Origin of the sequence: Streptomyces sp. NPDC048639 (assembly GCF_043199075.1) — a bacterium.
Classification (GTDB): Bacteria; Actinomycetota; Actinomycetes; order Streptomycetales; family Streptomycetaceae; genus Streptomyces.
Genome location: NZ_JBICVP010000005.1, coordinates 1 through 13,643 on the forward strand (window position 1 = coordinate 1; position 13,643 = coordinate 13,643).

General features: G+C 72.2%; 10 protein-coding genes and 1 pseudogene. 8 read left to right on the top strand and 3 right to left on the bottom strand.

Annotated features, from left to right (window positions below):
* The 3 genes from ACGFNH_RS14955 to ptsP all read left to right on the top strand — a co-directional run.
* Positions 1-235, top strand: a 235-nt coding sequence (locus ACGFNH_RS14955) for a hypothetical protein (RefSeq protein WP_393653623.1), incomplete at its 5' end; no start/stop codon positions are given.
* Positions 236-400: 165 nt separating this feature from the next.
* Positions 401-850, top strand: a complete 450-nt coding sequence (locus ACGFNH_RS14960) for a PTS glucose transporter subunit IIA (RefSeq protein WP_393653625.1) — start codon at positions 401-403, stop codon at positions 848-850.
* A gap of 74 nt (positions 851-924) precedes the next feature.
* Positions 925-2,595 carry a phosphoenolpyruvate--protein phosphotransferase gene (ptsP, locus tag ACGFNH_RS14965; RefSeq protein ID WP_393653627.1) on the top strand — a complete coding sequence of 557 codons (1,671 nt, stop codon included), beginning with the start codon at positions 925-927 and terminating at the stop codon, positions 2,593-2,595.
* Between the two features lie 251 nt (positions 2,596-2,846).
* On the opposite strand, the gene ACGFNH_RS14970 is transcribed toward ptsP, so the two are convergent.
* Together ACGFNH_RS14970 and ACGFNH_RS14975 are read right to left on the bottom strand one after the other, a co-directional pair.
* Complete coding sequence (locus ACGFNH_RS14970) at positions 2,847-3,803, bottom strand: hypothetical protein (protein WP_393653629.1); 957 nt, start codon at positions 3,801-3,803, stop codon at positions 2,847-2,849.
* A 79-nt stretch (positions 3,804-3,882) separates the two neighbouring features.
* On the bottom strand, positions 3,883-5,907 hold the full coding sequence (locus ACGFNH_RS14975; RefSeq protein ID WP_393653631.1) for an acetoacetate--CoA ligase: 2,025 nt from the start codon (positions 5,905-5,907) through the stop codon (positions 3,883-3,885).
* 290 nt (positions 5,908-6,197) lie between these two features.
* Between ACGFNH_RS14975 and ACGFNH_RS14980 the strand changes: the two genes are divergently transcribed.
* Positions 6,198-8,549, top strand: a complete 2,352-nt coding sequence (locus ACGFNH_RS14980) for a glycoside hydrolase family 31 protein (protein WP_393653633.1) — start codon at positions 6,198-6,200, stop codon at positions 8,547-8,549.
* Between the two features lie 311 nt (positions 8,550-8,860).
* Here the strand turns inward: ACGFNH_RS14980 and ACGFNH_RS14985 are convergent, their stop codons facing one another.
* Complete coding sequence (locus ACGFNH_RS14985) at positions 8,861-9,373, bottom strand: NUDIX domain-containing protein (protein WP_393653635.1); 513 nt, start codon at positions 9,371-9,373, stop codon at positions 8,861-8,863.
* 298 nt (positions 9,374-9,671) lie between these two features.
* On the opposite strand from ACGFNH_RS14985, the gene ACGFNH_RS14990 reads away from it, so the two are divergent.
* The 4 genes and pseudogenes from ACGFNH_RS14990 to ACGFNH_RS15005 all read left to right on the top strand — a co-directional run bounded on the left by ACGFNH_RS14990 (position 9,672) and on the right by ACGFNH_RS15005 (position 13,184).
* A complete protein-coding gene (locus ACGFNH_RS14990) occupies positions 9,672-10,478 on the top strand; it encodes a M15 family metallopeptidase (protein WP_393653637.1) in 807 nt (268 codons plus the stop codon).
* Between the two features lie 501 nt (positions 10,479-10,979).
* Complete coding sequence (locus tag ACGFNH_RS14995) at positions 10,980-11,339, top strand: Mpo1-like protein (protein WP_393653639.1); 360 nt, start codon at positions 10,980-10,982, stop codon at positions 11,337-11,339.
* 118 nt (positions 11,340-11,457) lie between these two features.
* Positions 11,458-11,898: pseudogene (locus tag ACGFNH_RS15000) on the top strand (Zn-ribbon domain-containing OB-fold protein); the annotation flags it as partial.
* A 95-nt stretch (positions 11,899-11,993) separates the two neighbouring features.
* Entirely contained in the window at positions 11,994-13,184 is a 1,191-nt protein-coding gene (locus ACGFNH_RS15005; protein WP_393653641.1) for a lipid-transfer protein, read from the top strand.
* The last annotated feature ends 459 nt before the right edge of the window (positions 13,185-13,643 follow it).

Consider the following 13,643-nt stretch of genomic DNA (forward strand, 5'->3'; position numbering starts at 1 on the left):
TCTGGCGTTGACTTTTGGCACGCTGTTGAGTTCTCAAGGAACGGACGCTTCCTTTAAAACCATCCCTGGTTTCTCCGGGCGCTTCCCTTCGGTGTTTCCAACCTTACCAGTCTTTTTCCGGCTTCCTGACCACGCATCTGCGGGCATGCAGAAGCTGATCCGGAATTGGGATCGAAAGAGATGGGTTGCCGCTCGCGCCTTACCCTGCGGTGAAACCGCACTGCCTCGACTGTGAGCAGGGGTACGACAGTACAGGGCCTTCCGCGGGCGAAGCAAACTGATTACCCGCGCTGCGGTCGCGCCGATCGCTTCCTTCCTATGACTTACGCTTCTGATCAGTACGTCGTCCGGGACACACGTGGTGACGGCGGCGATGAATCTCCACCTCCTGGGAGGCTCCATGACCACCGTGACGTCCCCGATCGCCGGGCGTGCCATCGGACTCGCGGCAGTGCCCGACCCCGTGTTCTCGGGGGCGATGGTGGGACCGGGCACGGCGATCGATCCGGTGCGTGAGCCTCATACAGCCGTCTCCCCCGTCGACGGGGTCGTCGTCTCCCTCCATGCCCACGCATTCGTCGTCGTCGACGGTGAGGGGCACGGCGTGCTGACGCACCTGGGCATCGACACCGTCCAGCTCAACGGCGAGGGGTTCGAACTGCTCGTCAATAAGGGGGACACGGTCCACCGCGGGGACGCCATCGTGCGGTGGGACCCGTCCGCTGTCGAAGCGGCCGGGAAGTCCGCCGTCTGCCCGGTTGTGGCGCTGGAGGCCCGCGCGGACACTCTCTCCGAGGTCGCCGAGGACGCCGACCTGAAGCCGGGCGACACTCTCTTTCTCTGGAGCTGAGTCCCGCCCCGCTGACCGGGAGTACGACATCCATCACGGCGGAGGCGATCCGCCTTCGAACCGGAGACGGTGACATGGAAACAACGCTGCTAGGCGTCGGCGTGAGCCACGGCGTGGCGATCGGAGAAGTACGGCACATGGGTACGGCGGTTCTTGAGCCGCCGGCCAAGCAGATCCCCAAGGACGACGCCCCGCGCGAACAGGGCCGTGCGCGCCAGGCCGTGGAAGCCGTCGCCGCCGATCTGATGGCGCGGGGAAACCTGGCGGGCGGCGAGGCGCAGGCCGTGCTCGAGGCGCAGGCCATGATGGCGCAGGACCCGGAGTTGATGGCCGACGTCGAGCGCCGGATCGCGGTGGGGAGTACGGCCGAGCGTGCCGTGTACGACGCCTTCGCGGCGTACCGGGCCCTGCTGGCCGGCGCAGGTGAATACCTGGCGGGGCGTGTCGCCGACCTGGACGACGTACGGAACCGGATCGTGGCGCGTCTGCTGGGTGTGCCGATGCCGGGAGTGCCGGACAGCGACGAGCCGTATGTGCTGATCGCGCGCGATCTGGCGCCGGCCGACACGGCGTTGCTGGATCCGACGCTGGTGCTGGGCTTTGTGACCGAGGAGGGCGGGCCGACGAGTCACAGTGCCATCCTCGCGCGGGCGCTGGGCGTGCCCGCGGTCGTGGCGCTGCCGGGCGCCGGTGAGCTGGGCGAGGGCACGGTGATCGCCGTGGACGGCAGCACCGGTGAGATCTTCGTGGAGCCGAGTGCGGAGAAGCGGGCCGGGCTGGAGGCGGCGGCGGCCGAGCGCAAGGCGGCGCTGTCCGCGTCCACCGGCCCGGGCGCGACGTCCGACGGACACAAGGTGCCGCTGCTGGCGAACGTCGGCGGTCCCGGGGATGTCCCGGCAGCGGTCGAGGCGGGCGCCGAGGGTGTCGGCCTGTTCCGTACGGAGTTCCTCTTCCTCGACGACAGCAAGAACGCTCCGCCGGAGGAAAAGCAGGTCGAGGCCTACCGTCAGGTGCTGGAGGCGTTCCCCGAGGGCCGTGTGGTCGTACGGGTGCTGGACGCGGGGGCCGACAAGCCGCTGGAATTCCTCACTCCGGCCGACGAGCCCAACCCGGCACTGGGTGTGCGCGGTCTGCGCACGCTGCTGGACCACCCGGAGGTGCTGCGCACCCAGCTCACCGCGCTGGCCAAGGCTGTCGAGGGCCTCCCGGTCTACCTCGAGGTGATGGCGCCGATGGTGGCGGACCGTACGGACGCCAAGGCGTTCGCGGACGCGTGCCGCGAGGCGGGGCTGCAGGCGAAGTTCGGTGCCATGGTGGAGATTCCGTCGGCGGCGTTGCGGGCGCGCTCGATCCTGCAGGAGGTCGAGTTCCTGTCGCTGGGCACCAACGATCTGGCGCAGTACACCTTCGCCGCGGACCGTCAGGTCGGCGCGGTGTCGCGTCTGCAGGACCCGTGGCAGCCCGCGCTGCTGGATCTGGTGGCGCTCTCGGCGGAGGCGGCGAAGGCCGAGGGCAAGAGCTGCGGTGTGTGCGGTGAAGCCGCGTCGGACCCGCTGCTCGCCTGTGTGCTGACGGGTCTGGGCGTGACGAGCCTGTCGATGGGCGCCGCGTCCATCCCATACGTCCGGGCGACGCTCTCCAAGCACACCCTTGCCCAGTGCGAGCGCGCGGCCGCGGCCGCGCGGGCGGCCGACAGCGCGGACGAGGCCCGCCGGGCTGCGCAGGCGGTGCTCTCGGGCGAGTGATGCCCCGATCCCGGTCCACGGCGGTGGGGGGCCCCCCCCCGGGGGGGGGGGCCCCCCCCCCCCCGCGGCGCGAGGCCCGGGGGCGGGGCGGGGGGGGCTCGGGGGGGTGTGTGGCCCCTACCCGGGCCCCCGGGGGGGGCCCCCCCGCCGGGGGGGGGGGGCCCACCGCCGTTTCTGCGGCGATCGCCGGTTCTGCGGTCCTGGCCGTTTCCCGTGCTGCCGGCGGCGTCACTCCTGTCGTCCCCGAAGAGTCACCACTCCCCTTCCGGGAGGGGCAGTTCGAGGCCCGGCCGGTAGTCGACTCCGTGCTCGGGTGGTACGGGATCCCCGGTGTCGGCATCGGTGCAATAGGCGGCGAACACTTCCGCCTCGGTCAGCGGCCGCAGCCAGCCGTTGCGCAGCGTCCAGCCCCGTACGACATCGGGCCCCGTGGCCACGGCTTCTCCGGCAGCGTCCGGGTGGCCGGTCGGGAAGGGGGTGCTGCGAACGACGATGCCGCCGCGGGTGCCGGTGGCGATGCCCGCGCCCAGGACCGAGCAGAACACCAGCGCCTCCGATTCCCGGAGATGGACCAGCCCGTCGTCCCCGCACGCGGCGTGGAGCACCGCGACGAGCGACGAGCCGTCCACGGGCACACTGCACACCACATGGTGCGTGCCCGGGCCGGAGGCTTCGACGAGCTGGATCAGGGCCTGCGAGGCGCGGACGTACGCCGCCCTCCCCCGCTCCTCCCCTGTGTCCGGATCACGGCCCGACGCGGCCAGCAGTTCGGTGGCGCGGTCGAGCGCCGCGTGCCGCTCGGCCTCGCCGATGAGTTCGGGCAGCAGTACGTCGATGGGCTGACCCGCATACGGCACCGTGGCGCCGAGGCCGGCCACATCGGCCGTGTAGCGCGTGCGGCTGCCGGGGAGGTCCGGGTCGAGCCGGACCTCCGTGCAGAACTCCGCGTATTCGTCGGGGTCGAAGAGGGCGACGGTGGTGTGCACGCCCTGTGACGAGAGCACCCGCAGGAGATCCTCCATCTCCCGGAGGTAGACGGCATGGTCGTGGAAGTCGAAGGTGGTGTAGCGCCGCATGGCCGCGAAGTCCTCCTCCCCGGCCAGCAGCGCGACCGTACTGGGAACTTCGCGGCGCAGTGCGTGCCGCGGGCCCGGCCGGCCCCGCCTGTCGCCGCTGTCGTCGTATGCGCCGATTCCGGTGCGGTCCATGACTCCCCCTCAGTGCATGAGCTTCACGTGCTCACTCACCGTAATCGGGGGGTCTGACAACGCAGGGTGACGAACGGGCTCAGGCTCCGTCCGCGGAGCGGTCGCGGGCGATGCGCTCGTAGAAGCGGAGCAGTTCGAGGTTGTCGACGGACCCGGGGTTCACGGCCTTGTCGAGCGGGGTGCCCTGGAGGAGCCGCTTGACGGGGACCTCGATGCGCTTGCCGGTCAGGGTGTGCGGGACACCGGGGGCTTCGATGATGTCGTCGGGGACATGGCGGGGCGAGAGCTGCTCGCGGATCGTCCGCTTGATGCGGTCGCGGAGGGCGTCGTCGAGGGTGGCGCCTTCGGCGAGGTGGACGAAGAGGGGCATCCAGTAGCCGCCGTCTGCCTGTTCGAGGCCGATGACGAGGGACTCGCGGATCTCGGGGAGACGCTCGACCGCTTCGTAGATGTCGGCCGAACCCATGCGGACGCCCTGGCGGTTGAGGGTGGAGTCGGAGCGTCCGTGGATGACGACGGTGCCGCGCGAGGTCAGGGTGATCCAGTCGCCGTGGCGCCAGGCGCCGGGGAACATCTCGAAGTAGCTGTCCCGGTAGCGGCTGCCGTCCGGGTCGTTCCAGAAGTGGATCGGCATGGACGGCATGGGGTTGGTGACGATCAGCTCGCCGACCTCGTCGGTGACGGGCTTGCCGTGCGCGTCCCAGGCCTGGAGGTCCGTGCCCAAGCAGGCCGCCTGGAGCTCGCCGATGTGGACGGGGAGGGTGGGGACGGCGCCGGCGAAGCAGCTGCAGACGTCGGTGCCGCCGCTGACGGAGGCGATCCACATGTCCTCGGCGACCTCGTCGTGGATCCAGCGGAAGCCGTCGGGCGGCAGGGGCGATCCGGTGGTGGCGACGCACCGTACGCGGGAGAGGTCGAAGTCGCGGCCCGGGTGCGCCTCGGCCTTGCGGCAGGCCATGACGTAGGCGGCGGAGGTGCCGTAGAAGGTGGCCCCGGTGCGCTCGGCCACGCGCCACTGGGCGGCGATGTCGGGGTAGCCGGGGCTGCCGTCGTAGAGGATCACGGTGGAGCCGACGAGCAGACCGGAGACGAGGAAGTTCCACATCATCCAGCCGGTGGAGGTGTACCAGAAGAACCGGTCGTCGGGGCCGAGGTCGGTGTGGAGGGCGAGCTGCTTGAGGTGTTCGAGGAGGATGCCGCCCTGGGACTGGACGATCGCCTTGGGCAGTCCGGTGGTGCCGGAGGAGTAGAGCACCCAGAGCGGGTGATCGAACGGCACCTGCTCGAAGACCGGTTCGGTGTCGGAGGCGACCAGCTCGGACCATTCGAGGGCGCCTTCGGGGGCGGCGCCGCCCAGCAGCGGGATGTGCACCAGGGCCCGTACGGTGGGCAGTTCGCGGCGCAGTTCGGCGACGGTGTCCGCGCGGTCGTGCTCCTTGCCTCCGTAGCGGTAGCCGTCGACGGCGAAGAGGACGACCGGCTCGACCTGCTGGAAGCGGTCGAGGACGCTGCGGGCGCCGAAGTCGGGGGCGCAGGAGGTCCAGACGGCGCCGACGGCGGCGGTGGCCAGCAGGGCGACCACGGCCTCGGGGACGTTGGGCAGATAGCCGCTGACCCGGTCTCCGGGACGGACACCCAGACGGCGCAGCTCGGCGGCGAGCGAGCCGACCTGGCGGCGCAGCTCGGCCCAGCCGACCGGCCGCGGCTCGTGGGTCTCGTCGACGTGCAGGAGTGCTGCCTCGTCCGCCCGCGCGGGGTCCTCGCCGGCGCGCAGCGCGTGCTCGGCGTAGTTGAGGGTGGCACCGGGGAACCAGCGGGCGCCGGGCATCGCGGGGTCGGCGAGCACCCGCTCGTACGGGGTGGCGAAGCGGACGTCGAACCATTCGGCTGCGGCCTGCCAGAAGCGCTCCAGCTCGTCGACCGACCAGCGGTGCAGCGCGGCGTAGCTCGCGACGGGGTCACCCGGCACTGCACGGGGCGCGCCGTACCGTTCGGCGGCCCACTCCTGGAAGCGGGTGACCTGCGCGTCGGCGATGCGGTCGGCGGAGGGCCTCCAGAGCGGCTCCGGTCCGGCGGGCGTCGGTGCGGTGTTCGCTGCGGTCATGGCTCGGCTCCCGGGCTGTACGCGTCGTCTTCTTCGCGTCGTGGTCGACGCGTGGTGGTGCTGCTGGTCTGCTGCTCGTGCTGCTGGGCGCGCCGCGTGATCCGCGTCGCTTCTCCGGTCCGGGCAGGGGTGTGCCCGGAGCGGGGACTGGGCAGGACGATGCCATGTGATCGACTCCCGCACCAGGGCGGACAGCCCATGGCGCGAGTCCGGGGCATGTGGCCGCACCACGGATGAACGGCAGTTGAACGCGTCTCGTGCACGCCGCCGCCAGTGGCAGGCTGAGCAGCATGGATGCGCGTGACCTGGTGCGGTCGATGAAGGTGGTCGGTACGGCGCAGGGCCGGCGTACGGTGCGGGCCGCCTGGCGGAGACAGCGCGCCGACGCCGAAGCCCTGCCCCGGCGGGGGCCGGAGCGTGCGCGTGTCCCCGGGCCCGCGCAGGATGCGGAGGAGAGGCCGGGGGGCGGGGTGGTGCGGTTCGCCCGCTCCTCGCTGCGCGTGCGGGTGTCCGCGGGCGGGGTGGTCTTCTGCGGCTGGGACGGCGCCGAGCCCGAGCCCTCGTACGCGCTGGAGCGGGGCTGCCCCGGCGCGGACCCGCGTGCCGTCCTCGAACCGGACAAGGACGGCGGCTGGCGCGTGGTCTCGGAGCGGGTGACGGTGGCGGTGTCGCGGCACGGAGCGGTCGAGATCCGTACGCCGGGCGGGGTGGTCCTGCGGCGTGACCTGCCGCCGCGCTGGTGGGACCCGGTGGACGCGGAGGGGGAGGGATCGCGCTGGGTGCAGCGCGCGGAGGTGACGGCGGACGCGCGGTTCTTCGGGCTGGGCGGTCGGGCCGCGGGTCCGCGGCTGCGCGACGGCTCGTACCGGCTGTGGAACACCGACCCCGAGGCCGGGTTCGAACCGGGCGACGACCCGCTCTACCTCTGCATGCCCGTGCTCATGGTCGTCGCGGACGCGGGCACGCACCTGGTCTTCCACGACAACTCCTGGGACGGGCGGGTACGGCTGGCCGAGGGCGAGGAGGGCAGGGGCTCGGGGCACGACCGGCCGGGCGGCTGCGAACTGCGCATGGACGGCGGTCCGTTGCGTTCCTGGACGGTGGTCGGCACCCCGGCGCGTGTCATGCGCGGCTGGGCGTCCCTGACGGGCGCGCCCGCGGTCCCGCCGCGCTGGGCGCTGGGGTACCACCATGCGCGCTGGGGCTTCGGCAGCTCGGCGGAGGTGCGCCGGGTGGCGGCCGGATACCGGGATCGGGGGCTGCCGCTGTCCGCGCTGCACCTCGACATCGACCATCTGGACGGCCACCGGGTCTTCACGGTGGACACCACCCGCTTCCCCGATCTGCCCGCGCTGGCCGAGGAGTTGCGCGAGGACGGGGTCCGGCTGGTGTCGATCGTCGATCCGGCGGTGAAGGCGGAGCCGGGGAACGCGGTGTACGACAGCGGGGCCGCGGCCGATGCCTTCGTACGGGACGCGACCGGGCGGGAGGTGCGCGGCGAGGTGTGGCCGGGCGAGTCCGTGTACCCGGACTTCACCGACCCACGGGTCCGCAAGTGGTGGGGCGGGCTGTACGCGGAACGGCTCGCCCAGGGCTTCTCGGGCATGTGGCACGACATGAACGAGCCGGTGTCCTTCGCGGCCTTCGGCGACCCGACGCTGCCGCGCTCGGCCCGGCACGCCCTGGAGGGACGGGGCGGCGATCACCGGGAGGCGCACAATGTCTACGGCCTCGCCATGGCCAGGGCGGGGTACGAGGGCCTGGCCGAACTGCGGCCGGAGGAACGCCCGTTCCTCTTCTCCCGGTCGGGGTGGGCGGGGATGCAGCGGTACGGCGGATCGTGGTCGGGGGACGTGGCGTCGAGCTGGCCCGGGCTGCGTGCGTCACTGGCGCTGGTGCTGGGGCTGGGGCTGAGCGGAGTGCCGTACTCGGGGCCGGACGTCGGGGGCTTCACCGGTTCGCCCACGCCGGAGCTGTATCTGCGCTGGTTCCAACTGGCCGCGTGGCTCCCGCTGTTCCGTACGCACTCGGCGATCTCCGCCGGCCGGCGGGAGCCGTGGGAGTTCGGCCCGGAGGCGCTGGAGCACGCACGGACGGCGCTGGCCGGGCGGGAGAGGCTGCTGCCGTACTTCGTCGCGCTCGCGCACGTGGCCCACCGGACCGGGGCACCGTATGTGCGGCCAGTGTGGTGGAGCGCCCCGGAGGACCGGGAGTTGCGCGACTGCGAGGACGCCTTCCTGCTGGGCGAAGGACTGCTGGTGGCTCCGGTGCTGGAGCCCGGCGCGACGCGACGGACGGTGCGGCTGCCGCGAGGGCTGTGGTACGACACGGCGACCGGCGAGGCGTACCGGGGTCCTGGTCAGGCGGTGGTCGATGCGCCGCTGTCGCGGATTCCGGTGCTGGCGCGGGCGGGGACGGTGCTGCCGGTGACGGGCGAGGGCGGGGACGTGGAACTGGAGGTGTGGGCTCCGGCGGAGGGGCGCAGGGGCAGCGGGCTCGTGGCTGCCGGTGCGGGCGACGGCTGGGAACGGGCCCGGCTGGAACGGTTCACCTCACGGGTGGTGGACGGCCGGGTGGTCGTCGAGCGGGACGGCGGCGGGGAGCCGGGATACGCGGTACGGGTGCGGGGGGACGTCCGGTGAACGGCCCGCCGGTCGGTCGGTGCGCCGTGACGGCTGGTCTGCCGCCGGGACGATGCGGGCCGGGGTGGTCTGCGGCCGGGCGGTGGCGCGGCCGGTGTGGCGGTTCCGCTGGGGTGGTGTCGTTGGGGCGGTTTCGTTGGGGCGATTCCGTGGGGGCGGTTTCGTTGGGGCGGTCGACCGAGCGGCGGTTCCGCCGAGGTGGTCGACCGCGGGAGGTGACTGCCACCGGGGACGGCCGCACCGTGCGGGAGGGGACGCTCCATTGTGTGGGAAGGCCCGTCCCCATCCACGACCCGTATCCGCAGACCGCCTCAGCCGTAGCGCCCGGCGAACCACGCGCCGGCCGCCGCCGTGTGGAGCGGGAAGGCCAGGTCCGCAGGCGCGGAGAGCGTCTCCCAGCCTTCGGTCTCGTCCGTCGGCGCGGAGGGCGGCAGTTCACCGGTCCGGCGCTCGGGCAGCAGCCCGAAGACCAGCAGATGGCCGCCGGGCGAGCTGAGCACATCGGCAAGGCGGACCGCTGACGCGTCCGCCACGATGCGGGTCTCCTCGCGCAGTTCACGGACGACGGCCTCGCGCCAGTCCTCTCCGTGGTCGATGAAGCCGCCGGGCAGGGCGAGTCGGCCCCGTTGCGGCTCGATCGTGCGGCGGACGACGACCAGGCCCGGGCGGCCGCCATCACCGACGGGCTGCAGAGCGACGGCGACGGGCAGGGGGTTGCGGTAGACCACGTCGCCGCAAGCGGGGCACTGCCGCGGCCAGCCCGCGTCGGGCGGATAGGCGGCGCCGCAGTACGAGCAGTGCGAGTGAAGTCGTGGTTCGGGCACGCGCGGACTGTATCCAACTCCCGTCAGTTTTTGTGGCTTTGTGGCTTCGTGGAGACAAGGGAGACAAGGGAGACAGCGGGGATCGGCGGCGGGCCCGACGGCGACTCGTCGGCGTCGGCGCACCGACAGCGGCCCACCGGCAGCGGACCCGATCCGTACGGCCGACCGCTGGGGGCGGGCGAATCGGCGACCGACGGGCCACCGGCGGCGCAGGGACGAGGGGAGTCACGGCCGTACGGGCGCGTAGCCCCCATACGGGACTTCCCCACGGGCGGTCCGGGTGGTAGATCCCTGGGGCATGCCACGCATCCCCGCGGCCCTGCGCGCCGTTGCCCTCTCCGCCACCGCCCTCGCCGTCGTCACCGCCGCTCCCCCGGCGGCCGAGGCCAGTCCGGAACCGAAGGCCCCCGATGCCTTCGTGGCGCTCCGCGACGTCGATCCCACGATCCTGCAGGAGATCCGCTACTTCACGCCGCACACCTTCGTCGGGGAACGGATCGACGGCTACCGCCGTCCCCTGTGCATCCTCACCTCGCCCGCCGCCAAGGCACTGCACCGGGCGCAGAAGAAGCTCCTGGGACAGGGGTACTCGCTGAAGGTGTACGACTGCTACCGGCCGCAGCGAGCCGTCGATCACTTCGTCGCCTGGGCGAAGGACCTCGACGACCAGTCCATGAAGGCGGAGTTCTATCCCCGGGTCGACAAGTCCCGTCTGTTCGAGGACGGTTACATCGCGGAGAAGTCGGGCCACAGCCGCGGGAGCACCCTGGACGTGACGATCGTGAGGCTCCCGGCCGGGCCGACGCGCCCGTACGTGCCGGGCGAGCCCCTCGTCCCCTGTCATGGACCGCAGGACGAGCGCTTCCCCGACAACTCGGTCGACATGGGCACCGGGTTCGACTGCTTCGACACTCTCTCGCACACCATGGATCCCCGCATCAAGGGCAAGCAGCGCGCGAACCGCATGCTGCTCAAGAACACCCTGGAGGGCGTGGGTTTCGTCAATCTGCCCGAGGAGTGGTGGCACTTCACGCACAAGCCGGAGTTGTTCCCCGACACCTATTTCGACTTCCCGGTGTCACGGCGGTCCCTCACGCATCACTGAGCGCTCGCGCGCGCCCGAGCACCTCGTGTGCGCCTCCGTCCCGCGCACGCGAGGGCCCCTCCCGTATCAGGAACGCCCAAGGGCCCTTCGCTCCTCGAGGAAGCGAAGGGCCCTTACCTCTGCGTGGGGCCAGAAACATGCAGTCCCCGGTAGTCCGTACCGATTCCATGAGTCTCAGCCGTCGCTGAAGGGCTCGGGGATCAGAAGGATCTGCCGGGGGCCTGGCCAGACCCGTCAAGTGGGTCACGCGGGCCGGGGACGTCTCCACCGGCGGTGCGGCTCGCTTTCGGTTTTCTGGTGTATTGAGAATTTTCCTCCATATTCGGTGTGAGTCAAGGCCCCTCCCTCGCGCATGCATTCCGGGCGGGCGATCGGGGCGGCCACTCCCGCGCCTCGTCTGTTTCCGCAGGTCGGATGCGTTGCGTCTGCCTTCCCGCGCCCAGCACCGTCCCGTCGACGAGCGATCTCGCCGGGCCTCGTTCGCTGCACTACGGTGCGGACATGACACAGCGGACGTTCGATTCCTACGAGGACTTCTGGCCGTACTACGTGGCCATGCATTCCCGGGCAGCCACGCGCTGGATCCATCTGAGCGGCACGCTCTCCGGCCTCGCGGTGAGCGCCTACGGTCTGTTCAGCGGACGCCGGCGCTATCTGCTGGGGCTCCCCGTGATCGGCTACGGCGCGGCCTGGCCCGCGCACTTCCTCATCGAGAAGAACAATCCCGCCACGTTCGGCCACCCCGGCTGGTCGCTTCGCGGCGACGCGCAGATGATCCGGATGATGCTGGCCGGGCGGGACCACGAACTGGCGGAGATCGCGGCCAAGTGGCTCGCCGAGAACACCGAAAACACCGGCTGAACACCGACTGAGCCCTGCCCCCCGCCGGCCGCGCCTGGCCGGCAACGCGCGGCATTCCTCTCCCGGGCTCCGCGTGGCACACTTCTGACGACCCGTCAGGAGTGGCTCGGGAGGTCTCGTGGCACGTGCTCGTACGCCCGTGGTGACCGGCTGGTTCAGGGAGGACGACAGCGGCTTCCGGCTCCTCGGCACCCGCTGCGCCGCGTGCACCGCCGTCTTCTTCCCCCGCGAGGACCACTTCTGCCGCAACCCCGCCTGCGCGGGTACCGAGTTGACCGAGGTGGCTCTCTCCCGCCGGGGCAGAGTCTGGTCGTACACCGACGGCCGCTACCGGCCGCCCGCGCCGTATGTCTCCGATCCCGGCCGGGAGTGGGTGCCGTACACACTCGTCGCGGTCGAGCTGGAGGCCGAGCGCATGATCGTGCTGGGACAGGCCGCGCCGGGAGTTGCGGTGGCCGATCTGGCGGTGGGCATGGAGGTCGAGGTCGTACCGGGTGTCCTCGACGAGGACGACGACCACGTCCGGACCACCTGGCACTGGCGCCCCGTACCGGACGACGGGCGGGAACGGCCGATCGCCGGCCCCGGACGCGAGCGGCCCATGGCGGACCCCGGACGCGAGCGGCCGACGGCACCCGGACGGGACCGGCGCTCATGACCGGCGACGTGGCGGTGCTCGGCGCCGGAATGCACCCGTGGGGCAAGTGGGGCCGAAGCTTCGTCCAGTACGGGACGGTGGCCGCCCGCGCCGCGCTCGCCGACGCCGGGATCGGCTGGCCGGACGTGCAGTCGGTGGTCGGCGCGGACACCGTGCGCGGCGGCTACCCGGGCTACGTCGCGGGCGCCACCTTCGCCCAGGCGCTCGGCTGGCAGGGGTCGCGGGTCACCAGCGTGTACGCGGCCTGCGCCTCGGGCGCCCAGGCGATCAACACAGCACGCGCACAGATCCTTTCGGGTATGGCCGATGTCGTCCTGGTCATCGGCGCGGACGCGGCGCCCAAGGGTTTCTTCGCCCCGGCAGGCGGCGACCGGCCCGATGACCCGGACTGGCTGCGCTTCCGCGTCCTCGGCGCCACCAACCCCACGTACTTCGGGCTCTACGCCCGCCGCCGGATGGCCCTCCACGGCGATACGCCCGAGGACTTCGCCCGGGTCAAGGTGAAGAACGCCGCCGCGGGGGCGCTCAACCCCCATGCCCGCTACCGCAAGGCGGTCAGCGCCGAGGAGGTCGCGGCCTCCGCCGTCGTCGCCGACCCCCTGCGGCTGCTGGACATCTGCGCGACCTCTGACGGGGCGGCGGCCCTGGTGCTCAGCGGCATGGACTTCGCGCGGCGTCACGGGGCGGCGGACCCGGTCCGTATCCGGGCCGTCTCCACGGTGACCCCCACCTACCCGAGGACCGTGCCGGATCTCCCCGACATCGCCACCGACTCGGCCGCCGCCGTCGATCCCGCGCCCGTCGGCTTCCGGGCATCGATCGCCAAGGCCGCGTACGAGGAAGCCGGTATCGGCCCGGATGACCTGTCGCTCGCGGAGGTCTACGACCTGTCCACGGCACTGGAGTTGGAGTGGTACGAGGATCTGGGGCTGTGCGCCCCGGGCGAGGGCACGAAGCTCCTGCACGAGGGCGCGACGGCGCTGGGCGGGCGAGTCCCGGTCAATCCGAGCGGCGGGCTCGCCTCGTTCGGCGAGGCGGTTCCGGCCCAGGCCATTGCCCAGGTCTGCGAGCTCACCTGGCAGTTGAGGGGCACGGCGGGTGACCGTCAGGTGTCCGGGGCGCGCGCGGGCATCACGGCGAACCAGGGGCTGTTCGGGCACGGTTCGGCAGTCGTCGCGGTCCGCTGAGCACCGGGGTACGGGCAGCACGCCGCGGTCTCGACATGGTCGCCTCCCGGCTGTCCCGGTCGCGACCGCCGACGCGCACCTGCCGAATCCCGCGCGCCCACGCACCCGTAGGCGCCGTGACCTGTGCGCGCAAGGCCTTGCCGGGCACAGGCGTCGACGCCGTCACGGCGTCCGCCGAGGGCAGACGGCCATGGCCCAGCTCGGGGCGAGTCGGGTGCCCGCCGGCCGGAGGACCGCGATACGAGGTACGGCGGGCACGGACCCGCGCGTGCGGGAGCAGGGTCCGTATCCGTTCTCCCACCCGGGCGTCCCGGCCATGCACGGGGTCCAGCACTCCCCAACATCCTTGCTGGAGCCGCGCGTTGACCTCCGTTCCCGACGCGAATGCCGTATCCGGCGCCGCGTTCGCACCGGAGCGCGCGCCGCGTACGACGCGGGTCCTGTCGGCCACCTTGACGC